This window comes from Methylomonas sp. TEB (genome assembly GCF_047777895.1).
Taxonomy (GTDB): domain Bacteria; phylum Pseudomonadota; class Gammaproteobacteria; order Methylococcales; family Methylomonadaceae; genus Methylomonas.
In genome coordinates, this window is record NZ_CP180476.1 from 1 (window position 1) to 26,925 (window position 26,925).

Here is a 26,925-nt window from a genome sequence, read left to right on the forward strand (position 1 = left end):
ATGAGTGTGATTTGGAACAACTGCCTGGCCAAGCTTGAACATGAAATTCCCAGTACCGATTTCAGCACCTGGATCAGGCCGCTGCAAGCAGTGGAAACCGACAGCCAGTTAAAATTGCTTGCTCCCAACCGGTTTATTATCGACCACATCAAACAACATTTTTTCGCGATCATCGAAGACGCCGTCAACGAGTTTTCCAATGCGACCTTGGCGCTGCAGTTTGAAATCGGCAGTAAAAAATCGCCGGCCATCAAAGCACCGGCACTCAACAAAAGTCCGGCGCAAAAGAAGAATCAACCTAATTTTTTAAACAAAGCCTTCACCTTTGAAAGCTTTGTGGAAGGTAAATCCAATCAATTGGCCAGAGCCGCTTCGATGACGGTTTCCGACAATATCGGTAGAGTTTACAACCCACTGTTTATCTATGGCAGTTCCGGTTTGGGTAAAACCCATTTGATGCATGCCATCGGCAACGCGGTGTTGTTGAAAAAACCCGATGCCAATATTGTCTATCTGCATTCCGAGAAATTTGTGCAGGACATGGTCAAGGCGCTGCAACAAAACAGCATCAACCAGTTTAAAGAGTACTACCGCAGCATCGATATTTTATTGATGGACGACATCCAGTTTCTGGCCGGTAAGGAACGTTCGCAGGAAGAGTTTTTCCACACTTTTAACAACTTGCTGGATAACAAACATCAGGTGGTTTTGACTTGCGACAAGTATCCCAAGGAAATCGACGGTTTGGAAGATCGTTTGAAATCGCGCTTTGGTTGGGGTTTGCCAGTGGCTATCGAACCGCCGGATCTGGAAACCCGGGCCGCTATCTTGATTAAAAAGGCCATGCAAGTCGGTGTGGATCTGGATCAAGACATCGCCTTCTTCATTGCTAAACGCATACCTTCCAATGTTAGGGATTTGGAAGGTGCGTTACGGCGGGTGGTAGCCAACTCGCAATTTACCGGCCGCGACATCACTCTGGAATTTACCAAGGAAGCGCTGCACGATTTGATTAGCTTGCAAGATAAGTTGATCAGTATCGATAACATTCAAAAGACCGTGGCCGAATATTTCAAGATCAGGGTGGCTGATTTATCCTCAAAAAATCGCAAACAATCCATCACTCGGCCACGACAGGTGGCTATGTGTTTGGCTAGAGAGTTGACCTCTCACAGTTATCCGGAAATTGGTGATGCGTTTGGCGGACGCGATCACACGACAGTCATCAACGCCTGCAAGCGGGTGGCTGAGTTGAAAGATGACGATGTGAAGATGGCGGAAGATTACAAAAACCTGTTGAGAACCTTATCGCATTAATTGCGCTTAAGTTGTGGATAAAGTGTGCCGAAAATACTCTATCCAGGTTATCCACAAACCTCATACAAGCTAAAATGGTATCCGGCAACAATGTTTGATACATGCTAAGATTTTGATTTAAATTAGATAAAACCGGTTTTCCACAGCTTTTTGTTTACATAGTAGTAACAATATATAAAAGATATTTATATGAAATTTATTATTAGCAAAGATCAAATTTTGCCGCCGCTGCAGCAAATCGTTAGCGTGATCGAGAAACGGCAAACCATGCCGATTCTTTCCAATGTGTTGTTGCAGGCCAGCGACGAGCAGTTGGTAATGACCGGTACGGATACGGAAATCCAGATTGTTGCTAAATTAAATATCGAATCAATATCTCATTCTGGGGAAATTACGGTTCCTGCTAGGAAATTTCTGGATATTTGCCGCTTATTACCAAACGGCGCTGAAATCCACTTCGAGTTGCAAGACGATAAAGTCAAAGTTGTCTCCGGCCGCAGCAGGTTTTCTTTAAGTACCTTGCCAGCTGAACATTACCCTGAGTTTAATGAGTCCGAGTTTGAGCATAGCTTTTTATTGAATGCCGGCAAATTCAAGAAGGCGTTGGATAAAACCGTGTTTTGTATGGCTAATCAGGATGTACGCTATTACCTTAACGGCTTGTTGTTGAACGTGAGTAATTCCAGGCTGAAGTTGGTGGCTTCCGATGGTCATCGTTTGTCGATTTATGAAGACGATATTGGACAGGCGACCGGTTATGAATCCCGCATCATCATGCCCAGAAAAGCGGTGCAGGAACTTAGCCGCTTGCTGGACGATGCAGACGCTGAACTAAACATCCAGTTTTCCAGCAACAACATCCGAATTTATTACAAGGATGTAGTGTTCTCTTCCAAACTGATCGATGCCAAGTTTCCGGATTTCAGTAAAGTGTTTAATCAAAGCTTTATGAGTCCTTTGCTAATCCAAAAACAAGTCTTGAGAGATGCGTTAACGCGGGTGGCGATTCTGTCTAATGAAAAGTACAAGGGCGTGACTTTCGATATATCCGGCGATTTGCTGAAACTCAGTACGCATAATCCCGAGCATGACGAGGCCGAGGAAGAGTTGATCATCGATTATCAAGGTGAGCCCTTGAGTATTTCGTTTAACTCGCAGTACATGTTGGATGCTGTGTCCAATTTGGATTCCGAAATGGCGGTGCTGACCATAGCCGGCAATGCCAGCAGTTGTTTTATTGAAGAACCCGAACAGCCTTTATTTAAATTTATTGTGATGCCGATGCGGATGTAGGTTGTCCAGGGATTATGACCTTATTAAAGCTGGATGTGCTGTCGGTCAGAAACATCCATTCCGCAAGTATCTCGCCGTCTCCTGCCATTAATTTCATCACCGGCGCCAATGCCAGCGGCAAGAGTTCGCTGCTGGAAGCTATTTTTATTTTGGGTAGATCCCGTTCGTTTAGAACGACCCATACCAAGCAGGCAATTTCTTTCGAACAGTCGCAATTGACCGTGTCGGCGCAAAATCGGCAACACTCCGGATCCGTCAGCACGCTGGGGATTCAAATTGACAATAAGCAATGCCAGATTCGCATCGACCAGGAAGATCGGCAAAAAGCGGATTTGGCTTACGCATTGCCGGTGCAATTGATTCATCCCAAGAGTTATCGCTTGCTGGACTCCGGGCCGCAAATCCGTAGAGAGTTTTTAGACTGGGGGATTTTTAATCAGCACAAAAACTTTCTGCCCTGTTGGCGCAAGTTTAATAAGGCTTTGCAGCAACGCAACGCTTTGTTGAAAACCCGGCAAATCAAGCAGCTGCCTGCCTGGGACAAAGAACTTGTGGAATACGGGCAGGTGATTAACGATTTTCGTTTGGCCTATGTAGCCAGCCTGCAACCGGTGTTTTTAGAAATGGCTGGCCATTTCTTGGATAGGGATGATGTCGATTTACGCTTCTTGCCAGGCTGGGACGATAGACAAGCCTTAGACTTTATTTTGAAAAACGATCTAGACCGAGATATGCGCTATGGCTTTACACATAGCGGCCCGCACCGAGCGGATTTTCAAACGTATCAAAACAAAAGACTGGCGAAAGATTATCTTTCGCGCGGACAACAAAAGCTTTTGGTCTTGGCTTTGTTGTTAGCGCAAGTGACTTTATTAAACCAGGAAAGCCCATACTCGTGCTGCATTCTCATTGACGATCTAGCGTCCGAATTGGATACAGAAAACCGGGCAAAATTGATAAAATACCTCGTTGGATTGAGTTGCCAGGTTTTTATCAGCAGTACCGATATAGCTGATTTTGGCGACTTAAGTTCGGTAGAAAACTATAAATGGTTTCACGTGGAACACGGCGATGTAAAACAATTTTGATGTTTCACGTGGAACAAATAATAAAAATTAACAACTCCCATCACACACGATACAACCGATTCATGAGTGACATGAAGGCCGGGCATCGTTGCGGTAAAACACAACACAATGGATATACCCATGAGTGAAAATTACGACAGTTCGAATATCACAGTACTTAAAGGCTTGGATGCGGTCAGAAAACGTCCAGGCATGTACATTGGCGACACCGATGACGGTTCCGGCTTGCATCACATGGTGTTCGAAGTGGTCGATAACTCCATCGACGAAGCATTGGCTGGTTATTGCAAAGGCGTCGATGTCGTGATCCATGAAAACGGTTCAGTATCTGTCTACGACGATGGTCGCGGTATTCCGGTGGATATACACAAGGAAGAAGGCCGTTCCGCCGCCGAAGTCATCATGACCATCCTGCATGCTGGCGGTAAATTCGACGATAACGCCTACAAAGTCTCCGGCGGTTTACACGGCGTAGGTGTCTCGGTAGTAAACGCCTTGTCTGAAGAGTTGACCCTAAAGATTCGTAAGAACGGTAAGCTACACATGCAAAAATACGTGCTCGGCGAACCCGTAGCGCCTTTAGCGGTGATAGGTGATTGTGAAGGTAGCGGTACCTACATCAACTTCAAGCCCAGCCCAACTATCTTCACCAATATCGAATTTCATTACGACATCCTTGCCAAACGTTTGCGGGAACTGTCGTTTTTAAATTCCGGTGTGCGCATCTCCTTGCGCGACGAAAGATCCGGCAAGGAAGATGTATTCGAATTCGAGGGCGGTATCAGCGCCTTTGTGCAGCATCTGAACAAAAACAAAACCCCGTTGTTTGAAAAAGTCTTTCACTTTATCGCCGAAAAAGAAGGCGTAACGGTGGAAGTGGCGATGCAATGGAACGACTCCTACCAAGAGAACGTGTTCTGCTATACCAACAACATCCCACAACGCGACGGCGGTACGCATTTGGCCGGTTTTAGAGGCGCCTTGACTCGCACCATCAACCAATACATCGAAACTAACGGCCTGGCTAAAAAAGAAAAGGTCGCCACCACCGGTGACGATGCCCGCGAAGGTCTAACCGCTGTGTTGTCGGTAAAAGTCCCCGATCCCAAGTTCTCCTCGCAGACCAAAGACAAATTAGTGTCATCGGAAGTCAAACCCTTGGTCGAATCGACCATGAACGAAAAACTGCAAGAGTTCCTGCTGGAACAACCGCAAGTCGCCAAAGCCATCGCCGCCAAAATTATCGATGCAGCCAGAGCACGTGAAGCGGCTAGAAAAGCTCGGGAAATGACCCGCCGCAAAACCACCCTGGATATTGCCGGTTTACCCGGCAAACTCGCCGATTGCCAGGAAAAAGACCCGGCCTTGTCCGAACTGTTCATCGTGGAAGGGGACTCGGCGGGCGGCTCCGCAAAACAGGGCCGTGATCGCCGCACCCAAGCCATCCTGCCGTTGAAAGGTAAAATCCTTAACGTGGAACGCGCCCGCTTCGACCGTATGATTTCATCGGAAGAAGTCGGCACCCTGATCACCGCCTTGGGCTGCGGGATTGGTAAAGACGAATACAACATCGATAAACTCCGCTACCACCGCATCATCATCATGACCGACGCGGACGTCGACGGCTCGCACATTCGCACCCTGTTACTGACGTTTTTCTATCGGCAATTGCCGGAGTTGGTCGAGCGCGGCCACATCTACATCGCCCAACCGCCCTTATACAAAGTCAAAAAAGGCAAACAAGAGCATTACGTCAAAGACGACAACGCCTTAAATCAATACTTGATCCAATTGGCTTTGGACAAAGCGCAACTACAAACCGATGCCGACACCCCGGTCATCCAAGGCCAAGGTCTGGAAAAATTGGCGACTGAATTTGCCGACGTGATGAGCATCATCAATCGCCTGTCCAGACGCTACGACGACCTGTATCTGGAGCAAATGACCTACATGCAGGTGTTAAGCGACGAAATCAAAGCCGATCAGCAAAAGCTGCAAGCCTGGTTGGATTTGCTGCAAAAAAATCTGAACGAGGGTGGTCATAAAGCCATATTCAGCACCGAGTTAAAATATCGCGGCAGCGACGACTTCGATGTGGAAGTCAGTAAGCGTCTGCACGGCATTACCAAAAGCTTTGTCTTGCACGCGCCGTTCTTCGCCGGCAACGATTATCAAAAAATCGCCCGCTATGTAGAAAAAACCCTCAGCATGTTCGGCGAAACCTCTGTCATGCGCATGGGCGAACGCGAACAGCAAGTGGATAACTTCAAGCAAGCATTCGAATGGATGATGAAAGAAGTCAAAAAAGGCCAGCATATCCAGCGCTACAAAGGTTTGGGCGAAATGAACCCGGAACAGCTTTGGGAAACCACTCTCGACGCCAACGGCCGCCGCATGCTGCAAGTCACCATCAACGACGTAGTTGCCGCCGACGAAATCTTCACCACCCTAATGGGCGATGTGGTGGAACCGCGTCGGGATTTTATTGTGAAGAATGCGCTGGATGTGGCGAATTTGGATGTTTGACTAATTGTCGAGTGACACCATTAATGGAAAACGTGCCAAGTTAGTGAAAAATTAGTGACACAAAAAGTGAAAAATCTGGACGCCTAAAGGCTAGTGATTGGAAAATGCATGACAATAAAACTCCCTTAGTCTAAGGCTCAATAAAATGCCAGCTTTGACCATCGGCAAACTTGCCAAACAAACCGAAGTCACTTGTCGAGTGACACCATTAATGGAAAACGTGCCAAGTTAGTGAAAAATTAGTGACACAAAAAGTGAAAAATCTGGACGCCTAAAGGCTAGTGATTGGAAAATGCATGACAATAAAACTCCCTTAGTCTAAGGCTCAATAAAATGCCAGCTTTGACCATCGGCAAACTTGCCAAACAAACCGAAGTCACTATCGAGACCATCCGTCACTATCAACGCATTGGTTTACTGACAGAGCCAGCGAAACCCGATGGCGGTTACCGAGTTTATTCATCTGATGCGCTTGCCCGAATACGTTTTATCAAACGCGCTCAACAGGCTGGATTTACCTTGAAAGAAATTGCCACCTTGCTATCGCTTGACGGGGTGCATTGTGCCGATGTGAGGCAACTCGCCGAGCAAAAGTGCCAGCAGATCGATCAACAAATCAGAGACTTAACGGCTCTCCGACAGATATTGGGAACTCTGGTCAACGATTGTCAGCAGACAGCGTCATCCGCTCATTGCGCTATTCTCGATGCGTTTAGCGAAGACGCATCAACCCAGCCCTAATTCTAAATCTCGGGCTTGACTCTGTTCTAAACAACAGGATTTAGACTCCTTGCCAAAATTGCATGGTTTGGCTTAGGAGATTGCTATGAATACAGACCCAGAAACCCCCACTAACACCCCGTCATGGTTGGGTATCGGCGCGATATTGGCCGCTGTAGGGGCTTCGGCCTGTTGTGTCGGGCCATTCTTACTGTTGTCGTTGGGTATTGGCGGTGCGTGGATCAGCACATTGACGGCACTGGAACCGGCCCGGCCATTTTTCATCATCCTGACTCTGATTTTTGTAGGGCTCGGCTATCGAAAACTCTATCTAACGACTGATCGCTGTGCGGTAGGTGAAATCTGCTCCACAACCGACAACCAACGCCGACAGCGCCTACTGTTTTGGCTGGGTTCCGCATTCATTTTGATGTTGCTGGCTTTTCCCTGGGTAGCACCTTTTTTCATGGCTTGAGAGAATTCCGATATGACCATTAAATCCGGATTATTACTGATAAGTTTGTTGTTATCGGCCACTTTGTGGATGCCAGTGGTCTATGCTGAAACCACAGAAGCACTGCCAAACCAACAACAAACGGTGACACTGAAGTTAGAAAACATGACCTGCGCTATGTGCACAGTCACCATCAAGAAAGCCTTGCAGCAAGTCGAAGGCGTACAAAAAGTGGCTGTCGATTACGATGCCAAAACGGCCGTGGTTACTTTCGACGGCCAAAAAACCAATAGCGCCGCCTTGATCAAAGCCACGACAGATGCCGGTTATCCGGCCTCCCTGGCCACACCTATTAGCCAATAAGGCCGGGGATGGTGTCTATGTCTGATTGCTGCTGCCCAAGTACATCTACCAAAACCAAACAGATTTGTCCTGAATGCGGTGCCACATGCAAGAGCGTAGGTATGCCTACGTTGTACCATCAGGTGCGGTTTCCCGAGAATCAGTCAATCGTCATTGACACCTATTATTTTTGTCCTGCAAAAACATGCTCAATTGCTTACTTTGCCAACTCAGGCAACACTATTCCCAAACAGCACTTACGAAGCTATCAAGCGATTCAGACCGACGCGCTTTGTTACTGCTTTGACATAGACGCCGAGCAGTATTTATCGGCGTTAAAAGATCGCCGGGCAGAACCGATCAAAGCTTTCGTCACGCAACGTACCAAAGCCGGCGAATGTGCCTGCGAAATCAGGAATCCGTCAGGCCTGTGCTGTTTGGCCAACTTCAAGCGTTTTGAAAATGAGTGACGTATGGTTGTCGGATTATTACTGGAAACCAGCCGTTCGAACTCTGGGTATTTTTCCGGCTTTCGCAGCAGCGAAATATTTCACTATTGTTGGCAAAAAATCCGGGAATTTTCACTATTTGTGTCAAACCTCCAACTAGCATGTGACATAAATAATGAAATATTTCTTAAAAATCAATGATCCATTTTTCATTAATGGTGTCACTCGACACTAATTGTCGGATGCCACAATTAATGAAAAGTGTGCCAAATTAGTGAAAAACTAATGACACAAATAATGAAAAAATCCGATGGTTTTTAGTTTCATTAGATATGGCGACGATAGCCAATCAACCAGGAAAGTCAGAAGCCCCCCTCCTGGTTGATGCTGTGAGAACTCAGATTTATAGAATGACTCAACAAATGAAAGTGCATCTAGATGCTGTTTACCTGGGTTGACCCTAAGCTACAAGTCGGATCCTCAGAGGGTTAACGGCAAGTATTTGAGTGAAGCAGGTCTTTCATTGCTTTTTACTGACTGCAGGTCAGTTTGAGTAGTCGACTGATAAAAGCTTAACGATAGGGCAGCTACGCAAACTAATGTTATATCTGCTGCCGCAACACCGGATATTTTCACATCAATCCAATTGGTTTGTTCACGGCCCAACGTCGCCAATGAATAATTCATAGTAAGTATTGATTACACAAATCGCCCGAGACTACTTGAATGTCCCAAGATGATAAAGGTAAACCATCACTTCCTAACGTTCGCCTAGCCTGCGTCGATATAAGCCGCTTTCGCCGGTTGAGTTCCGTTCGGGTGTTGATCGACGCCGAAACAACAATCCTCGTCGGCGCAAATAACAGCGGGAAGTCGTCAATCATAATGGCCCTAAGGCAGTTCCTAGCGGAGAATCCTGTTTTTGGTGCATTCGACCTGAGTTTGGATCAATGGCCAACGCTACGTGAGCTCGGGAAGGTATGGGAAGCTCTTGATGAAGACTTTACCTCAGACGACTCGAACCCGATGCTCTGGGATCAGCTCCTCCAGGATCTCCTAAAGTGCATGCCGACGCTTGATCTCTGGTTTAACGTCCTACCTGGTGCATACCACGTTGTTTTTCCCTTTCTACCGTCACTTCAGTGGTCCGGTGGTCCCATTGGGGTTAGGCTCCGAGTTGAGCCAGCCTCCACAGTCGAAGAACTCCAGAAACTAGCTTGGCGTTTTCGAGAAGCTAGGCAGTCAGTTCGTCACCACGACATGTCGGCGAGAGCCTGGCCAACGGACCTCCTTGACTATTGGTTACGACATCCGAGCGACCTAGGTCGCGTTGAAATCTACAAGTTAGAACCGGGCAAAGGTCCGCTGGCGGCGAGCCCTTCCGACGTACCTCAGGAGCTTTCTATTAACGCGATGCCCCTTGATCGTGCATACCTCACTCCGTTGATACGGGTCGATTTCGTCGCCGCCCAGCGTGGACTCGGAACTGAGGAGGCAGATGGCCGGCCTGGCTCTGATCCACACAAAGTTGGGCTTTTTTCCAACCAGATGCTTCGATATGCTCGACGACACCTCAATAACACGGTACCTGGTGACCACCCAGACCTCATCTCAGCTGTCGCCAAAGCACAATGCGAGCTTGACGACAAAATCCGCACAGCGTTGGAACCAACAATTGAGGACGTCAAGATACTCGGGTACCCAGGTCTACATGATCCTCAGGAGATTCATTTCCGCACACGGATCCAGACAGCCGATCTCCTCAACCACAGCACGGCGGTTCAGTACCGTCTAGCTGGCCACGATGCGTTCCTCCCAGAGCATGCGATAGGGCTTGGCTATCAGAACCTCCAGTCTCTGAGTTATCAGCTCGTGTCCTTCCGGGAGAATCGACTGAACCCAGCCAAGGGTTCTCCTGCCGCAGTTCATCTGGTTCTTGTTGAGGAGCCGGAGGCCCATCTGCATGTTCAGGTTCAGCGGGTATTTCCGAAGCGGGCTCTCGAACTTATTACTTCGGAGAAAGATGACCACGTGAACCTCGCTAGTCAGCTTATCCTGACCACACACGCCAGTCACCTAGCTCACTCTGAGAACTTTACGCGCCTCCGGTATGTCCGGCGCTTAGTGCCATCAATACCAAACGCAATGCCTAATTCCGAGGTAATAAACCTGGCGGATGTTTTCGGCGACGACATCGAGACGCGAACCTTTGCCGAACGCTATTTCCGGGTTCAACATACCGATCTGTTGTTTGCCGATGCTGCAATCCTCGTCGAAGGAACCGCCGAACGCATGTTGGTCCCATTTTTCATCGAGCGAGATTTCCGAGATCTGCGAGGCAGGTACCTGTCCTTCCTGGAGGTTGGTGGCAGTCACGCTCATCGCCTTAGACCGCTCGTAGAGCGATTGGGGATCCCGACAGTGGTGATCACAGACATTGATCCAGTATTGGTCACGAAAAACGCAAAGGGTAAAACAGTTAAACAGGCCAAAGCTATCACCACTTCCGTGGACCTTACGTGTGGGAATAGTACGCTCAGAAAGTGGCATCCTGCCCTCGCGGGACTGAAGGATTTCGACAGATTTCCTGATGCGGAAAAGATCTGGGCCAGCAGTATGGGAAACCACATTCTATTCGCTTGGCAGACACGGATTCTGCCAGAAGGTGCTTGGCCGAGTTCCTTTGAAGACGCTTTCATCCTTACCAACCACGAATGGTTCAAGGGCCGAACAGGCGCGAAGGGGGCTCTTGGACAGGTAGTTCGCATTGTTAAGGCTATTGCTGATCCGATCAGTCTAAACGAAGCGCTCCACGAAATGCTCCAAGGAAACTTCAACAAAGGTGAATTTGCGGCGACACTTTTTGAACGCCTTTGTGCAGGGGAAAAGCTTCAGTGTCCAGGCTATATATCAGATGCGCTCAACTGGCTCGATAGAAAGTTGATGCCGACCAATTCTGGGGGACAGCCATGACGCTTCGACATCTAGTGGGCAATGAACGTGACACCGGCGTTGTAGAGGAAATCTGCGGCTACCTTACCTCGATTCCACCAAAGAGTTTTTTCTTATTTGCGGGTGCTGGTTCAGGTAAAACCCGAACCCTTGTAGAGGTTCTTCGCCGATTGACTGGGGTTGAGTTCCACGAATCCGGTTCCAAATTCGCGAACAGAATTTTTGCTCGGGGACAATCGATTCGCGTCATCACCTATACCCGCAACGCGGTAGCTGTGATCAATGGACGGCTCGGGGAGAACGATCTGACGAAGGTCTCCACTATCCACGCCTTCTGCTGGGACTTAATTGCTGGATTTGATGATGACATCCGTGAAGCTTTGCTCGATTTAAATTCTAAGGAACTCCAAAAAGTACATCAGACTGCTGAATCTAGGAAGCGTGGCTATACGGACAAAGACAAACGGACCATCGAAGAGCTTATGGTCAAAGCTGCCACTCTGACGTCTATTCCCCATTTCATCTATAACCCAGATCGTAATACCTACGGAGAGGGGGCACTACAGCATGCCCAAGTGCTCGATATTACCGCTTGGTTGATTGATAACCGCCCGACCCTAAGAAGGAGTCTCATAGATCGACATCCTCTAATTCTAATCGACGAGTCTCAGGACACAATGAAAGGGATGCTCGATGTTTTGATAAAGGTCGCTAGGGAAGAACCGCTGAATCTGATTCTCGGGTTTATCGGTGATCACCGGCAGCGAATCTACATGGACGGTCACCAAGATTTGCCTTCTTACATTCCTGCTGAATGGGCTCGCCCTAAGTTAGAGATGAACCATCGTAGCCAGCAACGTATAGTTGATCTTATCAATTGTATTTGGGAAGCTGAACTGAACGGACGGACACAGCCGGCTACAGGTGTTCGGCAGTATGCACGAACAGAAAAGTCAGGTGGCATAGTCCGAATTTACGTCGGCGGCAGTAACCTTGCATCCGAAGAAAAAATTTGTCGAGAAGTAGATTGTGCTAAGAAAATGGTGTCTATTTCAAAGCACGAGGGGTGGAGCAACCCAAATGGAGGTTATCAAGTGTTGGCGCTAGAGCACAAGCTTGCCGCGCAACGTGGCGGATTTCTTGACGCATTTAATGCACTGCTCCTTATAGATCCAGACGCTACACGTCCACAAGGTAACGGTGAGAATACAGGGCCAGCCTCTGTGCGGGTTATTTTGCGCGAAGCACAAGATCTGGCGGCCTGTGTCGACAGCAATGGGGGAATCGACGAATTCGCCGCCATCGAAATATTGAATCGATATGGTCGGTTACGGGACCTTTCAGATGGCGCACCCAATCTACAATCTAGGCTCGCCTTACTTCACCAGTCAGTAATGGAGTTCGCCACCGCCAGTTTCAAGCCAGAAGCCACTGTGCGCGACATACTCAAGCCGATTGTTCAGCACAAGCTATTCAATCTGGACGATCGCCTTGTTGCTGCCTATCTGGATATGGAACCACCGCCAACTGCTCCAGTGCGTTCTGGTGATGAGTCTATAGAGGACAGGCGACGACGGGGGTGGCATGATCTATTCAACACGCTCTGGGCCGAAATCAGGCGGTATCAGACTTACCTTGAGGGTCGGTCCAGCCTTGCCACTCATCAGGTGGTAAAGGGCTCTGAATTTGAGCACGTGATGGTCGTCATGGATGATCAGGAGGCGGCGGGTTTCCTGTTCTCTTATGACAAGCTCTTTGGAGCGAAGCCATTGAGTCCAACAGATCAGGCTAACGTTGCTGGCAACAATGAAACTACTGTTGATCGGACTCTGCGTCTTCTCTACGTAACTTGCAGTCGGGCGCGAGAGAGTTTAGCACTCGTCCTCTGGTCGTCGGACCCGGAGAAAGCGCTCGAGAATATCAAGTTAGGTGGTTGGTTCACGGATACTGAGATTGAAAGGATTTCCTAGGCATGACCAAGTGCTTGCAACGCAGTATTTGCTGAGTTTGTTTCAACTCAATCCCCTGCTTTTTACTGATCTTAAAATAAGCAATGTCACTTTTGAAAAAATTAAAATCATTTAATATAAATTAGTTAAAATTCAAAGCATTATGACATTACGTTCTAAAAAACAGTAAGCTAAATAGCACCACTTACAATAGCAATTTGGGGTGCAATTTAGAAATTGGGATACCTGATCTATCAATTCAAATAGGCAATAATGAGTCTATTAGAATTAAATATTTTTACTTAATCGCCTGGAAACTTCAGCATCTCTGCTGGCGACACCGATAACGCATCCGCCAACTTACAGATATTAAGCAAGGCAATATTTCTTTTCCCGCGCTCTACTCCGCCTAAATAGCTTCGTGCCATGCCGCACTCCAGTGCCAGTTGCTCTTGAGACCAGCCGCGCAACTTCCTAAGTTGAACAAGACGTTGTCCAAATAAGACGAGAGGTTCAGGCGTAAGCTCAGAATAAGTAGGCATTTCATGATGCTACTAATCGGTATTCTATGAGGCCACGCTCTATGAGTGACAATTGTGCTCAGCAGGCTTATATTTGGTGTTTTGCTTTTGAAGTCCAATGTCGAATATATCAATCCACCCCAAGTTAGCTCATCTTTCAGACAGTCAGATAGATAACCTGATTACCCGGTACTACACAGGAGCCAGGATTGCCGATTTATTGAGTGAATTTGTTATCGACTGTCAGCCACCTCAACTTTACAAATTGTTCCCACCGGTTATCCATTCATCAGTAACATGTCCAAATTGTGCAGCAGTTATGATGTCTCACCGTGCGGCAAGGCGTGCAAATCCGAGCGAATTAAAAAAAATTCGCACTGTTCCCAATGCCAGCATGAAACCACTTTGCGCTGTAAATGCGACTATTGCCGTGATCGTCGAAAGGTCAATAATGGCCGATTTTCATCTATTCCTTCGGACAATCGATTTTTCGGAATTCAGAGCACAACAAGCCAGGAAATCAAACCTGCTAATCTGACTTTAGAACAAGCTATCGTTTTGTTAGCTCTTATCCGTTGCGATGATTTTGTTGGTGGCAATAAACAAAGAATGTTCGTATCTAGTTTGATATCCGCGCCGTTTGTTCCTAGAGGCTGTTATGCCAAAGCACGAATTGAAAATCTAGGTAAGGCGAACATACTTTGCCTTAGTCCGGCAAGCCATTATGTTTTTGATATGCTCGGGGATGAAGAGCTATCGGCGTTGCAATTTCCCATTATCTGGAATATCCCTAGTGATGCTCTTATCGAGTTGGTCCACCAAATTGAACATTGTGCGCGGACCATGGAGTGGCCAAGCCAGTGGATTAATCAGCTTCCCAAAATGAAGTTATCTCTGGCTTTTGCAGAGTGTCAGGAATTTTACGATTATTGTGTCAAAAAACGGGGCTTACCGGCATCAGCACAGCGAAGTACGACATTGATGTTGAATAATCTTCTGCAAGACCACTCCGTAGCTCAATGTTATCGGATTATCTATGCCGGCGCTCAAGCCGCTGCGGATTTCTTGGTCAGAACGTCTTGTACTGTACAGCATGCCTCAAACTACATGATAGGCGCATGCCAGCGTTGGGTTGATCGAGCCCGTGCTGAAAAATGGGTCGTAACATCTTTCCACAGGAATCATGAACTTCCACGCAGTATGGTCAGTTATGTTTTATACGATGATTTTCTGAAATGTGGGGATGATGGTTTCAGTCTGGCTTTGGATAAGATTGATCGACCACAACCAAATTCGCCATAAAAAAATTGGAGCAAAGTGCATGTCGGCGATAGTTTCAACCCAGATTTCCGTTTCCTACAAAGGTATTGGCTGGCCGTTATGTTTCACATATTTTCAGAGCGATTATTTTTGGTAAACAAGCAGTATTGAAGATTTTTCCTTACAAAACAACAGGCCGTAAACTGATTTTTGTTTACAATAACTTTTTGATTTTAAAAGTCTATTTACTTTAGTCTCCAATATGGCTAAGCTCAGAATTATCTTAAGTTCGTTATTGATTTTAGCCAACCATGAATCCATTTGCTTGTCTTCTACACACGATTCGAATGCAGCGAGGTATTCGCCAAACTGAATTGTCCGATCTAATCGGGTATGAGCAAACTTACATCTCTGCACTCGAAATTGGAAAAAAAGGCCCGCCAACGCCCGAGTTTGTTGAAAAGCTGATTACCGCGTTGGACTTGAAAGGAGAAGAACGCGAACGGCTGCTTAAAGCAGTAGAAGCGTCAAATCGAAAGTTGGTGATTGATAGCGATATGCCACAGGACGTGTTTTGGATGCTCCAAGAGCTACGTGATCGTGTATCTGATCTAACCCCAGCGGAAATACAGTTGATTCGCCAAGTTCTCAAACTCAAGGAATCGTACGGCAATAATTACGTCGAGTCGGGTTATCGATTGCATCGACGCAAAAAAATGGAGGCTCAAATGTAAAAACGGGACAAACCTTGCGGCTTGCCCCGCTGGGTGGAGCATCTAACGATACCCCGATTTGCATCTTCAGTATCGTCAAACTTTCCACCAGCGTCAAGCCCACTCTAATCACCAGTGTCTGCGTAACGTCGAGTTTAACTACCCGGCGCAGGCGTTGTTGCGCCTGAAAGCAGCACTATTCAACTATAGCAGTGGCTATGGTCGGCAGTGTTTTGCCTATTGTAGCCGCATTGCAGGAGAGTAATCATGTCAAAAAATCTTTGGCAGGGGGTTTGGCGTGGTCGTCAGCCTGACGGCGACGTTCATAAACGAACTCGAAATGTCATCACCCCATCTGGCGGCATTGTTCGCGGTAAATTTCCCAGCCGCAAGAACGGGCGGATGGTCCACCATGAGGGATTACTTGAACTTGATGCTATTTATTTGTTCGAGTCATCCCCCAACATTGTCCGATACCGTGAACAACCCATAACCCTTCACTATCCCGACGGCGCCAAGCTGCGCCGATATACCCCGGATTTCGAGTTGGTGTTCTCAACCGGGGAAATCATGCTGGTCGAGATTAAGCCTGTTAGCAGTATCCAACATCAAGAAGTTCAGCATAAGCTCGATTGCATCGCCGAGTATATGCGACGGTCTGAGATCGCCTTTATAGTTTTGACCGATAAGGAGCTTCGGCAAGAGCCACGGTTATCCAATTTACGCTGGATATATCATCAGTGTCGCCGAATTCCCCCTTCACCCGACGCCATGACGATTGTCATCCATAAGTTCCGCCATCGCCTTCCTCTATCGCTTGTTGCCGCAACCACGGTGCTTAAGACCGGGAGCGTTGATCTCTACAGCCTGTTATTGGCAGGCCATCTGCGCTGTTCCTTGGATCAGCCCATTTCTCAAGAAACCCTAGTTGAATTGAATACGGAGGCAGACAATGGTTGGTTTTTCATTGCAGAAGAACAAGGTTTTTGATTGGAACGGCACCGGATATCGGATTGACCGAGTTCCACCCAACGGCGATGTGCTTTTGGAACGCATGTGTGACGGCCATTTCTCGGTAGTCAGCCGTGAACAGCTACTCACAGAGTACGGTGACGGTAAAATTTCGACAAAATCATCAGAGACTTCTTCGGCTACATCGCTAGTCCCTACATTTTCGCGGCCACTTAATGAACTATCGGAATGTGTTAGAAATGCCGTTAAGCGCCGTAAGCAATATCTAGATAGCATTTTCGCTCATGGTGTTCCTGTTTTTACACCGGAATATTTGCAGCCGTTGATTGAGACGGCGGCTACGGTAATAGGCGATACAAACCCTCCTAGCGTCACTACCCTCTATCGCTGGTATCGGCGCTCACAATTAATGGGTGATCCATGCGCTATTATTCCAAGGACCGACCTTCGTGGTCCCAAGCAAATCCGACAAGGTGATCGTGTTCTCCAGCTATTAACTGAAGCGCTAGAGGAGGCATTTAAAGCCTCACCACAAGCGACCTGTCGTAATGTTTATATGCGTCTAGTTGGCAAAATCGAAATTGAAAATCAGCGGACAATAGGTGGTGAGCAGATCAAACCGCCGTCGTTGCGCACTCTATACCGCTTGGTTGGGCGTATAGAGGCGTACGAGCTTGTCGTCTTAAAGGAAGGTAAGGCGTCTGCAGATCGACGATTTAAGATCAACAAATCGGGTGTAAAAACCACTCGTATCTTTGAGCGTGTTGAAGTCGACCATACGCCTCTCGACCTATTTCTAATCGACGAAAGGACTTGGTTACCTCTTGGAAGGCCCACGTTAACCGTGTTTATCGACCACTATAGCCGGATGTTGCTTGGTTACTATTTGAGTTTCGATAGCCCTTCGACAGCGGCTGTCATGGGGGCGCTTCGGCATGCTATCCTGCCCAAAACGCCGGCTGCCGCAGTGCTGCCAACTATAAAGACAGTAAATCTCTGGTCATGCTACGGATTATGGGAGGTTATGGTGGTCGACAATGGTTTGGAGTTCCATAGTAATGACCTGGAAAGTGTCGCTTACGATTTGGGGATTCGCATTCAATATTGTCCCAAGCATGCGCCTCGTTTTAAAGGGGTGGTTGAGCGTTATTTGAAAACGATCAATTACTTCTTTGCTCATCAGTTGCCCGGTACCAGTTACGCTAAATTTTATCTGCGTGGTGATTATGATCCCCTGAAAGCAGCTCTTATGACCTTGGGAGAATTTAAACAAATTTTCGAAAAATGGGTATTGGACGTTTACGCGCAAGAACTGCATCGCGGAATCGGTACTACGCCTTGGGCGCGCTGGCAGGAAAGCGTTGCGCATTATGAGCCGATATTACCCGATGATCTGCGTACTTTACAGCGCCGGATTGGCTTAGTGAAAGAACGTTCATTACGCAGAGATGGCATTGTCTTACATGGCATCCGTTATAGCGGGGATGAGCTTAGTCCTATCCTGCGGGGATTTGGAGAGGGGGTGAAAGTTCGGTTGGTTTACGACCCGGAAGACTTGGGCGAAATTCAGGTCTGGGGACCCAATGATGTCGAGCCGGTGACGGTAAAGGCACTCGACTACGACTTTGCTCGTGGACTCACTGTAAAACAGAATGCGTTCATTCGTGAAAGGCTGCGAGAACAAGGTGCGGCTGTGGTTGATAAAGCAGCCCTTGAACGTGCCCGGTATGACCTGTCGCTGGCCATTGAAGAGTTAATGAACAGCCGTAAGCTCAAAGCCCGGCGTCGTAGTGGGGCTTTGCGCGGTATTACCAGTAACAAACCCAACGGTTCGGAGACTCAAACCGAAACCACATCTCCCAAGACATCGAAGCCGGATAAATCACCAAAATCGCCGATGAGTCAACAAGAGCAAGATGATAAAAGCTTAGAAATCATCACTTCGTTCCAATTGAAACGCGATAATGGAGAGCAGGAATGACAGGTAAACAAAATTTTACTGAGTTACGCCGTTTCGATGAAGAATATATTCCGTTCCCACCTTTTGTCGCAGCCATTGAAGCCATCAAGGCCAACCTGACACTTTTCCGAGAGACAGGCATTGCGCAGCATTTACTGGTACTGGGTGAATCGGGTACCGGCAAAACCAGCCTCTGTCGGTGGTTGGCACATCAATATCCCAAATTGGTTATGCCGGATCGGGATGTCACCCCGGTACTGATAATATCGGTCCCAGCTGCCGCCACGATTGCTAGTATGGCGGCGGTGATCTTGGATAAATTGGGTGATCCTGCTTCGTCAACCGGCACGATCTCGATGAAAACGTCCCGAGTAATAACCCTAATCCGTGCCTGCCGGGTAGAAATGATCTTGTTCGACGAGGCCCAGCATATCCATGATCGTGGTCAAGCCGCCACGCAGTATATGGTAGGTGACTGGTTGAAATCATTGATCGATCAAGCCGGTATACCGACGGTGTTTCTGGGAATACCACGCCTGGAAGGCTTGCTCCAAGTGAATGAGCAATTACGCCGGCGCTTCTCTCGTCGAATGCGACTGGCTTTGGGGCAAAGTGACGAAACCTCTATCCATGGCGAATGCCTGCAACTTTTCCGTTCGTTGGGTTCGTGTTTACCCATCCCGCTGACCTGCGCTCCCTATACATGGGAAGAACTTGGCATGAGGCTCTATTATGCCAGCGATGGCCGAGTGTCTTATATCAAGAAGCTGTTGGCTGCTGCCTTGAGACGTGCATTGGATACGGACATCAATGACATCTCGCCGGGCTTGTTAGAGCTGGTTTTTACCCATGAAATATGGTGGGAGGGAATCGGTAAGCTTAATCCTTTCAATTCGGCGTTTGAATTTCGCCGCCTTGACCGCAATAACGAACCATTCGAACGCGGTTCCGTTTCTACGCCGCGTAGTAAGAGGCCTGCGAAATGTTAATTCCGTATAGGGATTTTCCGGTACGACCGACCAGGCTTGCTGGTGAAAGCTTGGTCAGCTATGTCTATCGGTTTTATTACGAAAACGGCCACGAAGTACCGCTAAGCTTAAGACAAGCACTTCGTGATTTTTACTTCGGTAATAAACCAGATGCCGCTTTCCAAATCATTCTGCAGTTACTTGGACTTGGACTTGGGCAGCGTCGGGCTGGCTGGTTAACCGGTTATCAAGAGTTGGATCTGACGTTGTTAACAGGATACAAGCCAACCGGCAAGCGGACACCTTTCAGCCCCATTCGGTATTGCCCTAACTGTTTAGAGGAGCTAGGATTTTTTGCCGAATTCTGGATGCTACCGCAAGTAGAAGCATGTCCCTATCATCATTGTCTATTGTTAAGCCGTTGTTCAAGCTGTAACCGATCGGTGAGTTGGTCTAATACTCGGCCAGGCTGGATTTGCCGGTGCGGGGCTAAATTCGCAGTTGGTCAACGTTTAGCCGCGGCCGCCTGGCAAATTACGCTAGCGACGATGATTGTTCAGGCCACCGATGTGGAGGCGCCTTATTCCGAAGAAGGCAGTTTCACACTGCCGAGGCTACTTTCTGTCGATCAATATTCTTTGCAAGATGTCTACGGGTTATTGCGAGCGGTCAAGGCATTTCACCGCGAACTGACTCGCCGTAAGTCCTATTTCACCTATGAAACCTGGCCTTACAACGTTCAACCCGCCCGTCGTAATGAACCCGACGGCTGGATAATGAGGTTTGCGACGGCGAATCAAGCCACTAGAGAAAAGCGATTTCGTCGAGCTTTAACCCGTTGGAATTTTTGTCCGGATAACACCCTGCTTGTTCATCAACATGTATTGGGGCCAGTGGCATTAATGATCACGGCCATGGGGCCCTTTCAGTCGAATCCACTGGTCTGTTCTTTCATCCTGGATGCAGAAATCCAGTTACGGGAATACCATGTGGACATTCATTATCTGGATAACGTGTATTTTCATCCAGGGGTTCTGACGCCTCAACGAACGGCTTATCTTTCGGAACTGGCTAGGTGGTGGCACGGCTTAGCCAAGCAATTGGCCGTGCTTGAGCCCGAATATCAATTCGATACCACTCATTCACTGTCGATAACGAAATCAGGGTCAGATAGTATTTTCGATCTGCTGAATAGTTTGCTTAGCGCCGCTCGAACCGACAGACAGTTCGAAAGTTATTTTAAGTTAGTCAAGCGCTGGCATATTCCGGCTGTACTGCAACGTAAAGTGGACGCTGACAGAATTTTAGATGTGTTGGCTGAGTATTTATCTAGCCTAACCTACGCCGAACGCCTGTTCTTTCATGACCTGATTAAGGATGCGGACCGTGTTAGTGGAATCGACTAGTACTCTTAATCAATATTCCGAATACAAATCCGCCAATCGGAAACCCAAGGGGTCCATCTACTGTTCTAAATTACCCGTTAGGCCCAGGCCAATCTCCGGTGAAGCGAGTTGGGGTTATTTAATGCGGGTCGCCTGGGCTAATGGTTATGAAACGTTGGCACCGATAAGAACGGCATTTAGCAGCTTCGATGCACTAAGTGAAGCATTGAACCTGACGCTTATCGAAACCCATTGCTTGTTTGGGCCTTACCCGCGTTTTTTGCAAACAAACGTGTTGCCCAGCGGCCTATGCGTAGCTGATTTCAATGCTACCCTGCTGCGGTGGTGTCCGATCTGCCTGCGAGAATCGCCCCATCTGCGCGGTTTATGGACTATTAAAGTCGTAAGTGTTTGTGCCCGTCATCGCATTCGTTTGATGGATCAATGTCCGAACTGCGGCAGTGTGCAAAGTTTGGCGAGCGTGAATTTTGCGCAATGTCGTTGCGGCGCATCATTGTCTACCACCCGAACTACTGAAAAAGTCTATGGCTCGGTGTTACGAATAAGTCAAGCATTGGAGGATTCGCTAACCCAAATATCAGCCTACGCCGCTTTGCCGCCCTTGGAGCTTGCGGAATGGATTCGACTGATTACCTACCTAGGGCAGTTCACCGTGCACTTTCAACCAGCTAAGCCCGGAAAGATTGCGAATTTATATAGGGCGGATAAAGCCTTCCAGATGGTGACGCAAACGGCTCAACTATTGGAGGACTGGCCTAAGCCTTTTCATCGCTTGTTATCGGTGTTGCAGAGCCAGAGCAATGAGCAACTCAGTATTCGAAAGACCTTCGGTTCTCTTTACCGTGTGCTTTACACCGATTTGCCCGATGATTGTTTTCAATTTCTTCGTGATGCATTCGAACAATACTTGTGTGAGCGTTGGTCGGGCGTGATGTGTAGACGTCATCGGGCATTTAAGCCGGAAACAGTTGCCAATCATCCAAGATTGACTTGGAAACACGCTGCGAAACAATCCGGTGTGACACCATCGGTGTTTCGGCATCTGATCCAGGCCGAGCAAATTTCGGTAAATCAAGTCGATTTACCTTCCGGCCGTACCGTCCGATCGATTGATGGACAACAGCTTAAGCATTTGGCATTAGCCAAGGCGGGTTGCACACTGAAGGAGGTCGCGCACCGGCTAGCAATACCCGAGCGCCGGGTCAGAGAATTACTAGCGGAACACATCATAGAGCCCTTGGTTTCGAGAACACAGGGCAATGCGGCTGCTTGGCTGATTTCCGAGCGACAACTTGAGCGGTTGTATTTTTCGGGACTCGAAATGAATCCGTTACCAGCTACCGTCACTTTTCAAAAAGTGCTTAAACATTGGCGTCTGCGGCAGGGTGAATTCAAAGCTTTGGTACAAGCACTGTTATCGAATCAACTCATACCAGTCGGGCTTCAAGCCAAGCGCGCGCCCCTCGGAAAACTGGTATTCGACGAACGCCAATTTCGCCATTGGGTGACCGAACTGCGTGATGCCGCCTGTGGAAGTCTGTCGGTTGACGAGGCGGCCAACAGGCTTGGACTCAAGCAACAGGTGGCCTATGAGTTGGTGAAGGTGGGGCTATTGGCAGCAACGCAGGATAACGGGTCAAGTTGTCGAATTTCGCCGGCTGCCCTCAAGGTTTTTAGCGAAAACTACATCTCTTTGGCTGATTACGCCCGTTCGTTACATCGGCAGCCTCGTGCAGTATTGCAATCACTAAAAGTTCAGCCGGTTTCCGGGCCAACGATTGACGGTAGCCGGCAGTATTTTTATCGGCGAACCGATTTAGAAACATGAAATTTCTATACGAACACAGCGAAAGCCGTGGAAAAACGCCTATTGAAAGCGTGTGTTGACAGGCGTTGATGACTTTTCATTAATCGGAACAGCAAAGATGTTAGAAACGTTTGTTGCAAGCGCCTGGAAAGATTTGATGCCGATATTGTTTAAAAGCTGGCAAGACTTCGACATCCTTTTGTGTACTTGAGGTTCCTAATGTACGCCGATTGTCGCATTATGCCGTCAAAGAGCCTGAAAACAAGCGGATAAGATTCGTTTTGCAAGCTTGAAAAGGCTCCCGTGCGTACATTAGGAACCAGCACTATCAATTACAGGAATTATGTCATAGTGAGTCATGGCTCGTTAGGGCTTTATGCAGGTTGTTTCAGCTCATCAAACCAGCCAAGCATTCTGATCCAACCCCAGCAATTCTAGCGAGCATAAACCCTACCAACAGTATAATATTAACGCACGTTAGGCTGAGACCGCCCCATTTCGGTCTATCGAGATTCTCCAAACCGGCTAGTCAGGCAAATACAGATTCCGAGAGCTGCAGGACTACCAAGCTGACGTCGGCGACCTCAACCAAGCGGCCACTTTGAGGCGTTCAACGATTTCAGCGTATGGCGACTACAACACAGTAAGCTGCCTTTAAAATAAGCAATGTCACTTTTGATAAAATAAAAAACATTTAATATCAATTACTTATAACGCATTATGGCATTGCATTCTAAAAGAGCAGTAATTAAACCGGCGAGCTTCAGCGAGTCCAAGTTAACTGGGTAGGTACACATTTTTTATAAATATTTTCTGTGTCTTTGATTCTCTGTAACCTAGGTATTTATAGAAGGCATGAGTATCAGAACGGATTTCGTTCGCTCTCACACGAATTCTTGTCGCACGCTTCCCAATCCATTGTTCTCCAACTTCAACTAGACCTTTTCCGACTCCAGTTCCTCTGAATTTTTCTGCGACTATAAGGCTTACCAGTTCTCCGTAAACACCTTCAGCTAATCGGGCATCAATTAAGGTGCAAATACATCCTAGGACTCGACCGTTAGATTCTGCGACAAAAACAGTACCACCCATATTTTGAATTTCTTGAATATTGAATTTCAACTCTTCTTCATTAACTGAATATCCTAATTCGCTCATCAAATACGTTATTGGTGTCGTATCGGTTTTGTCATATTCGCGATATAGAATTTGCATAGATTTGATGTGAAATAAGTTATTAAGTTGGCAACCGTACTGCTATCACGAAACCTACTTCGCCACAATAAATTTGTGAACTGTAAGGTATCAAACGGCTTCGAAAAGTTTCCAGTTGATGTATTGGGCTATTAGTTTTTCTATCGCTTTTATCCGTTGTTTAAAATGAGGTACTGTGATGGCGTCGGGTATATTCGAATTGCAAGGCCACAAAATCCGCAGTCGGCGCACCATAGCGTTCGGCGACACCCTCAAGTGCCGCATCCAGTGCGCTCGCAGGAGTGCCCACATAAACGGGCAGGACATATCGACCCGGCTCGGAGCGTGCCTCGGTTTCCATGAGCAGGCCGTGGCGGGAACGCACCGCACCGCTTACATTCGTCGCCAATGCTTCGGAACGAAAGGTTCTGGACCAGGCATCCGCCATGAGTGCCACGGGAATTTCATCGAAACCACCGTCAACTGGCATTTCGACAACCTCGTGTCTCCACACGGCGAGCCAATTGCCGACTGCAAGTAAGATGCGGTCTGCGGTTAGAGTGAACGCAGACGTATCGTGATCGATTTCCCAAGTGCTCAGGCCCAGCCGTTGTGCAGTAAGCTCGGCAGCATGCCGACCGGCAATCGCTTCGACCAGCGCCAACGATGCCGGCAGCGAAGCGCTGATACCAGTGGTCGTCATCACCTGTTTATCAATAACGAAGCGTTGGTTATGCACCCATGTCGTACCAGGAAATGCTTCAGTCATTTCCTCCAAACCGGACCAGTGTGTGGTCGCCGCTTTGCCTTCGAGTAGTCCTGCATGCGCGATAACTCGTGCGCCCTCACAAATCGACACCACTGTCGCGCCCTTTTCGGCCTGGGCTCGCACCCAGTCGAGCAGTACCGGATTTTCCGCTCTATCCATGGCGGGAACAATTAGAATGTCGGCTCCGGCCGGGGTTGATTCGTCGAATTGCACTATCGTCATATCCGCGCGTATCCGCAGCGCAGGCATCAACTCAACCGTGCCCGGCTCAGTCGAAACCGTCACCACATCGGCTGCGTCGGATTCCTTCAAGACTCCGTAAGGAATTACAAAATCAGTGGTTTCTGTGCCGGCATTGTCGGCAAGTATGACGATCAATGGACGCAAACGCCGGTCTTTCGGCGCCGGAAGGGTCAGCGAGTTCTTCGTCAGTTCAGCGATGTTCGCGTGTGTGTATTCTGCGCCCAGACATGATCGTGTGTAGTACGTTGACGCTGCAAACAGCACTATCGCGAAACTGGTAATTTTTATCAAAGCGGAACACTTCATTTATTTTCCTCAAGCATTGATTGGCGTACAGCGAAAAACAAAATCGCTCGTTAAAATGCGGGTGGGCGTTATCGACAACGCCAGCACCTGAATCTACGCGGCTATTTGTGCCCCATTGGCGCCTTATGGCGCGCCTCGAATGTACACGGAAGCATACCCGCCCAACTGACGGGTCCTTTTGAGCGCCCTGTCAACGCGCATTGGCAACGACTCTTGAATGCCGCAAAAGATAGGCGAGATATATGGCTGCCACTACATCGTAGGTCAGGCAAAACATTGGCCACCAACTAGGGACGCCTGGATTGAAAATGAAATGGCCATGAAAGAAATCAAATAGGCCATGGATGGCTAATGCAGCAACGACAACCCACAAATTGCGTTTGAAGCCAAGAACGGTGGCAACTAAAAATACGGCCATAACGACTGACTCGCTAAGGACAGCCTGAAGCGAGCCGCCCATAACCGCAAATAAACCATAGTAGGACGCAATCACTACCAACACGGCCGGGTAAAAGCTACGTTCTTTGTCGAAGCCGACAAGTGTCGCGAACAACGAAACAACTAAGGCGATGACAATACCTGCTAGATACTCCATTTTTGGCTCCTGCTATCTAGTGTTTGAATTTAGCGGCCGTCGAAGGTCCGCTGTAACGAAAGGATATATGTCTCCCGGATGACGCTCTCGGCAGTGTGCCAAGAGGCACGTAGCGCAACATGTTGACCGCCGAGTCATGTCTTATAGCCATCTCCGAACCGACTGTGTGTAGGTGTCGAAATGTTTGCCGAACTTTGAAGACAGCGCTCTTTCCTCGGGTGAAATTTGGAAGCGATTCATATAGATCACAAACGCCGGCAAGAGGATAAATCCCAGGACATGTGCAAGAAAGAATGCCCAGCTACTTAGCGTAAATAAGAAGCCGACATACATAGGATTCCGACTGAAACGATAGATGCCCGAGCTAACCAAGGTAGACGCGGCACCCGGTCGCGTTGGGTTAACCGTTGTCTTGGCAGCACGAAATGCAATGACGCCTGCAACAGCGAAGACGATACCAATACCGCACAATGCAATGGATATGATAAGACGTCCGGGAATAGCGAGGGACATAACCGGAAACTGCACTGATGCAAGCCACATTGCGCCTGCAATGAAAAGTGACAAAGCGACGGGTGGAATTCTGAGTTCAAGAGTGTTCATGAGATGAAGATTCCAGCTGATGTAAAATTAAGGGGCGCTTTAACGCAGGGTTAGAGTGCATACTCAAAGCATTACGAATGAATGTTTGCCATGTCTTATTGGGCACCCAAATCTCCTGCATCGGATGGACTGAAGCTTTCTCACTCTCCAGCAGACATAATCTCCGATAGAGGTAGATAAAAACCGATACCCGCATGTTTTTTGCACAATGCACCCAAACATTGCGGTCCTCGAAGGCCTTGAGCATGCCGAAGAACTGCGTTAGCCGATGAAGCTCAGGTTGGTCCCATGCTACAGGAATATGAATATAGGCAATTCCTTGCCGTGTAACCAATTCAGCCTCACCGGATAGCGCATTTGATGATGTTGGGGAAGCCAAATTGATCACAGCTTCTATTCCAAACTCCGTCAGACTTGCAATGTCCTTCTCGGATAATTGGCCGGAAGTCCAGAGCCAGTCGAATACTTGATGAATGTTTTCAGCATCCATGAATGGTATCTTGGGACTCATATCAGCT

22 protein-coding genes and 1 pseudogene are annotated in these 26,925 nt (G+C 48.0%); 17 read left to right on the forward strand and 6 right to left on the reverse strand.

Annotated features, from left to right (window positions below; genetic code table 11):
* The 9 genes from dnaA (at position 1) to ACMXD4_RS00045 (ending at position 13,111) form a co-directional block, all read left to right on the forward strand.
* Entirely contained in the window at positions 1–1,317 is a 1,317-nt protein-coding gene (dnaA, locus tag ACMXD4_RS00005) for a chromosomal replication initiator protein DnaA (protein WP_415879481.1), read from the forward strand.
* Between the two features lie 189 nt (positions 1,318–1,506).
* Positions 1,507–2,610: a DNA polymerase III subunit beta gene (gene dnaN, locus ACMXD4_RS00010; RefSeq protein ID WP_101053653.1), complete on the forward strand. Its 1,104-nt coding sequence runs from the start codon at positions 1,507–1,509 to the stop codon at positions 2,608–2,610.
* Between the two features lie 14 nt (positions 2,611–2,624).
* Positions 2,625–3,698 carry a DNA replication/repair protein RecF gene (recF, locus tag ACMXD4_RS00015; RefSeq protein ID WP_415879482.1) on the forward strand — a complete coding sequence of 358 codons (1,074 nt, stop codon included), beginning with the start codon at positions 2,625–2,627 and terminating at the stop codon, positions 3,696–3,698.
* A gap of 120 nt (positions 3,699–3,818) precedes the next feature.
* The gene (gyrB, locus tag ACMXD4_RS00020) at positions 3,819–6,224 is read left to right on the forward strand and encodes a DNA topoisomerase (ATP-hydrolyzing) subunit B (protein WP_033157627.1); all 2,406 of its coding nucleotides are present in this window, start codon (positions 3,819–3,821) and stop codon (positions 6,222–6,224) included.
* A gap of 333 nt (positions 6,225–6,557) precedes the next feature.
* Positions 6,558–6,965 carry a MerR family transcriptional regulator gene (locus ACMXD4_RS00025; protein WP_415879483.1) on the forward strand — a complete coding sequence of 136 codons (408 nt, stop codon included), beginning with the start codon at positions 6,558–6,560 and terminating at the stop codon, positions 6,963–6,965.
* Between the two features lie 85 nt (positions 6,966–7,050).
* Positions 7,051–7,761, forward strand: coding sequence for a MerT/CopZ fusion-like heavy metal transport selenoprotein (locus tag ACMXD4_RS00030; RefSeq protein WP_415879484.1), 711 nt, complete (start codon positions 7,051–7,053; stop codon positions 7,759–7,761).
* 17 nt (positions 7,762–7,778) lie between these two features.
* Complete coding sequence (locus tag ACMXD4_RS00035) at positions 7,779–8,210, forward strand: putative iron-sulfur cluster-binding metallochaperone (protein WP_415879485.1); 432 nt, start codon at positions 7,779–7,781, stop codon at positions 8,208–8,210.
* A gap of 705 nt (positions 8,211–8,915) precedes the next feature.
* On the forward strand, positions 8,916–11,162 hold the full coding sequence (locus ACMXD4_RS00040) for an AAA family ATPase (protein ID WP_415879486.1): 2,247 nt from the start codon (positions 8,916–8,918) through the stop codon (positions 11,160–11,162).
* On the forward strand, positions 11,159–13,111 hold the full coding sequence (locus ACMXD4_RS00045; protein WP_415879487.1) for a UvrD-helicase domain-containing protein: 1,953 nt from the start codon (positions 11,159–11,161) through the stop codon (positions 13,109–13,111). The genes ACMXD4_RS00040 and ACMXD4_RS00045 overlap by 4 nt, the downstream gene beginning before the upstream one ends.
* 281 nt (positions 13,112–13,392) lie before the next feature.
* Here the strand turns inward: ACMXD4_RS00045 and ACMXD4_RS00050 are convergent, their stop codons facing one another.
* Complete coding sequence (locus tag ACMXD4_RS00050) at positions 13,393–13,632, reverse strand: helix-turn-helix domain-containing protein (protein WP_415879488.1); 240 nt, start codon at positions 13,630–13,632, stop codon at positions 13,393–13,395.
* A 276-nt stretch (positions 13,633–13,908) separates the two neighbouring features.
* Between ACMXD4_RS00050 and ACMXD4_RS00055 the strand changes: the two genes are divergently transcribed.
* The 8 genes and pseudogenes from ACMXD4_RS00055 to ACMXD4_RS00090 all read left to right on the forward strand — a co-directional run bounded on the left by ACMXD4_RS00055 (position 13,909) and on the right by ACMXD4_RS00090 (position 22,718).
* Positions 13,909–14,913, forward strand: coding sequence for a hypothetical protein (locus ACMXD4_RS00055; protein WP_415879489.1), 1,005 nt, complete (start codon positions 13,909–13,911; stop codon positions 14,911–14,913).
* A 269-nt stretch (positions 14,914–15,182) separates the two neighbouring features.
* Positions 15,183–15,605 carry a helix-turn-helix domain-containing protein gene (locus ACMXD4_RS00060; protein ID WP_415879490.1) on the forward strand — a complete coding sequence of 141 codons (423 nt, stop codon included), beginning with the start codon at positions 15,183–15,185 and terminating at the stop codon, positions 15,603–15,605.
* Positions 15,606–15,851: 246 nt separating this feature from the next.
* On the forward strand, positions 15,852–16,574 hold the full coding sequence (locus ACMXD4_RS00065; RefSeq protein ID WP_415879491.1) for a TnsA endonuclease N-terminal domain-containing protein: 723 nt from the start codon (positions 15,852–15,854) through the stop codon (positions 16,572–16,574).
* Positions 16,537–18,537, forward strand: a complete 2,001-nt coding sequence (locus tag ACMXD4_RS00070; protein ID WP_415879492.1) for a Mu transposase C-terminal domain-containing protein — start codon at positions 16,537–16,539, stop codon at positions 18,535–18,537. Before ACMXD4_RS00065 ends, ACMXD4_RS00070 begins: the two co-directional genes overlap by 38 nt.
* The gene (locus tag ACMXD4_RS00075) at positions 18,534–19,505 is read left to right on the forward strand and encodes a TniB family NTP-binding protein (protein WP_415879493.1); all 972 of its coding nucleotides are present in this window, start codon (positions 18,534–18,536) and stop codon (positions 19,503–19,505) included. Before ACMXD4_RS00070 ends, ACMXD4_RS00075 begins: the two co-directional genes overlap by 4 nt.
* Positions 19,499–20,890 carry a TniQ family protein gene (locus tag ACMXD4_RS00080; RefSeq protein WP_415879494.1) on the forward strand — a complete coding sequence of 464 codons (1,392 nt, stop codon included), beginning with the start codon at positions 19,499–19,501 and terminating at the stop codon, positions 20,888–20,890. The genes ACMXD4_RS00075 and ACMXD4_RS00080 overlap by 7 nt, the downstream gene beginning before the upstream one ends.
* Positions 20,862–21,293, forward strand: a pseudogene (locus ACMXD4_RS00085) (TniQ family protein); the annotation flags it as partial. The gene ACMXD4_RS00080 and the pseudogene ACMXD4_RS00085, both read left to right, overlap by 29 nt.
* 57 nt (positions 21,294–21,350) lie before the next feature.
* Entirely contained in the window at positions 21,351–22,718 is a 1,368-nt protein-coding gene (locus tag ACMXD4_RS00090) for a MerR family transcriptional regulator (protein ID WP_415880859.1), read from the forward strand.
* Positions 22,719–23,474: 756 nt separating this feature from the next.
* Here the strand turns inward: ACMXD4_RS00090 and ACMXD4_RS00095 are convergent.
* The 5 genes from ACMXD4_RS00095 to ACMXD4_RS00115 form a co-directional block, all read right to left on the reverse strand.
* Positions 23,475–23,912: a GNAT family N-acetyltransferase gene (locus tag ACMXD4_RS00095; protein ID WP_415879495.1), complete on the reverse strand. Its 438-nt coding sequence runs from the start codon at positions 23,910–23,912 to the stop codon at positions 23,475–23,477.
* A gap of 160 nt (positions 23,913–24,072) precedes the next feature.
* Positions 24,073–25,209, reverse strand: a complete 1,137-nt coding sequence (locus tag ACMXD4_RS00100) for a DJ-1/PfpI family protein (RefSeq protein ID WP_415879496.1) — start codon at positions 25,207–25,209, stop codon at positions 24,073–24,075.
* A gap of 190 nt (positions 25,210–25,399) precedes the next feature.
* The gene (locus tag ACMXD4_RS00105) at positions 25,400–25,804 is read right to left on the reverse strand and encodes a hypothetical protein (protein ID WP_415879497.1); all 405 of its coding nucleotides are present in this window, start codon (positions 25,802–25,804) and stop codon (positions 25,400–25,402) included.
* Positions 25,805–25,945: 141 nt separating this feature from the next.
* Complete coding sequence (locus ACMXD4_RS00110) at positions 25,946–26,407, reverse strand: methyltransferase family protein (protein ID WP_415879498.1); 462 nt, start codon at positions 26,405–26,407, stop codon at positions 25,946–25,948.
* A complete protein-coding gene (locus ACMXD4_RS00115) occupies positions 26,394–26,897 on the reverse strand; it encodes a protein tyrosine phosphatase family protein (RefSeq protein WP_415879499.1) in 504 nt (167 codons plus the stop codon). Before ACMXD4_RS00115 ends, ACMXD4_RS00110 begins: the two co-directional genes overlap by 14 nt.
* Positions 26,898–26,925: the final 28 nt, after the last annotated feature.

Coding starts and splice junctions, on each gene's coding strand:
- dnaA (WP_415879481.1), top strand. CDS start 1: ATGAGTGTGATTTGGAACAACTGCCTGGCCAAGCTTGAACATGAAATT.
- dnaN (WP_101053653.1), top strand. CDS start 1,507: ATGAAATTTATTATTAGCAAAGATCAAATTTTGCCGCCGCTGCAGCAA.
- recF (WP_415879482.1), top strand. CDS start 2,625: ATGACCTTATTAAAGCTGGATGTGCTGTCGGTCAGAAACATCCATTCC.
- gyrB (WP_033157627.1), top strand. CDS start 3,819: ATGAGTGAAAATTACGACAGTTCGAATATCACAGTACTTAAAGGCTTG.
- ACMXD4_RS00025 (WP_415879483.1), top strand. CDS start 6,558: ATGCCAGCTTTGACCATCGGCAAACTTGCCAAACAAACCGAAGTCACT.
- ACMXD4_RS00035 (WP_415879485.1), top strand. CDS start 7,779: ATGTCTGATTGCTGCTGCCCAAGTACATCTACCAAAACCAAACAGATT.
- ACMXD4_RS00040 (WP_415879486.1), top strand. CDS start 8,916: ATGTCCCAAGATGATAAAGGTAAACCATCACTTCCTAACGTTCGCCTA.
- ACMXD4_RS00045 (WP_415879487.1), top strand. CDS start 11,159: ATGACGCTTCGACATCTAGTGGGCAATGAACGTGACACCGGCGTTGTA.
- ACMXD4_RS00050 (WP_415879488.1), bottom strand. CDS start 13,632: ATGCCTACTTATTCTGAGCTTACGCCTGAACCTCTCGTCTTATTTGGA.
- ACMXD4_RS00055 (WP_415879489.1), top strand. CDS start 13,909: ATGTCCAAATTGTGCAGCAGTTATGATGTCTCACCGTGCGGCAAGGCG.
- ACMXD4_RS00060 (WP_415879490.1), top strand. CDS start 15,183: ATGAATCCATTTGCTTGTCTTCTACACACGATTCGAATGCAGCGAGGT.
- ACMXD4_RS00065 (WP_415879491.1), top strand. CDS start 15,852: ATGTCAAAAAATCTTTGGCAGGGGGTTTGGCGTGGTCGTCAGCCTGAC.
- ACMXD4_RS00070 (WP_415879492.1), top strand. CDS start 16,537: ATGGTTGGTTTTTCATTGCAGAAGAACAAGGTTTTTGATTGGAACGGC.
- ACMXD4_RS00075 (WP_415879493.1), top strand. CDS start 18,534: ATGACAGGTAAACAAAATTTTACTGAGTTACGCCGTTTCGATGAAGAA.
- ACMXD4_RS00080 (WP_415879494.1), top strand. CDS start 19,499: ATGTTAATTCCGTATAGGGATTTTCCGGTACGACCGACCAGGCTTGCT.
- ACMXD4_RS00095 (WP_415879495.1), bottom strand. CDS start 23,912: ATGCAAATTCTATATCGCGAATATGACAAAACCGATACGACACCAATA.
- ACMXD4_RS00100 (WP_415879496.1), bottom strand. CDS start 25,209: ATGAAGTGTTCCGCTTTGATAAAAATTACCAGTTTCGCGATAGTGCTG.
- ACMXD4_RS00105 (WP_415879497.1), bottom strand. CDS start 25,804: ATGGAGTATCTAGCAGGTATTGTCATCGCCTTAGTTGTTTCGTTGTTC.
- ACMXD4_RS00110 (WP_415879498.1), bottom strand. CDS start 26,407: ATGAACACTCTTGAACTCAGAATTCCACCCGTCGCTTTGTCACTTTTC.
- ACMXD4_RS00115 (WP_415879499.1), bottom strand. CDS start 26,897: ATGGATGCTGAAAACATTCATCAAGTATTCGACTGGCTCTGGACTTCC.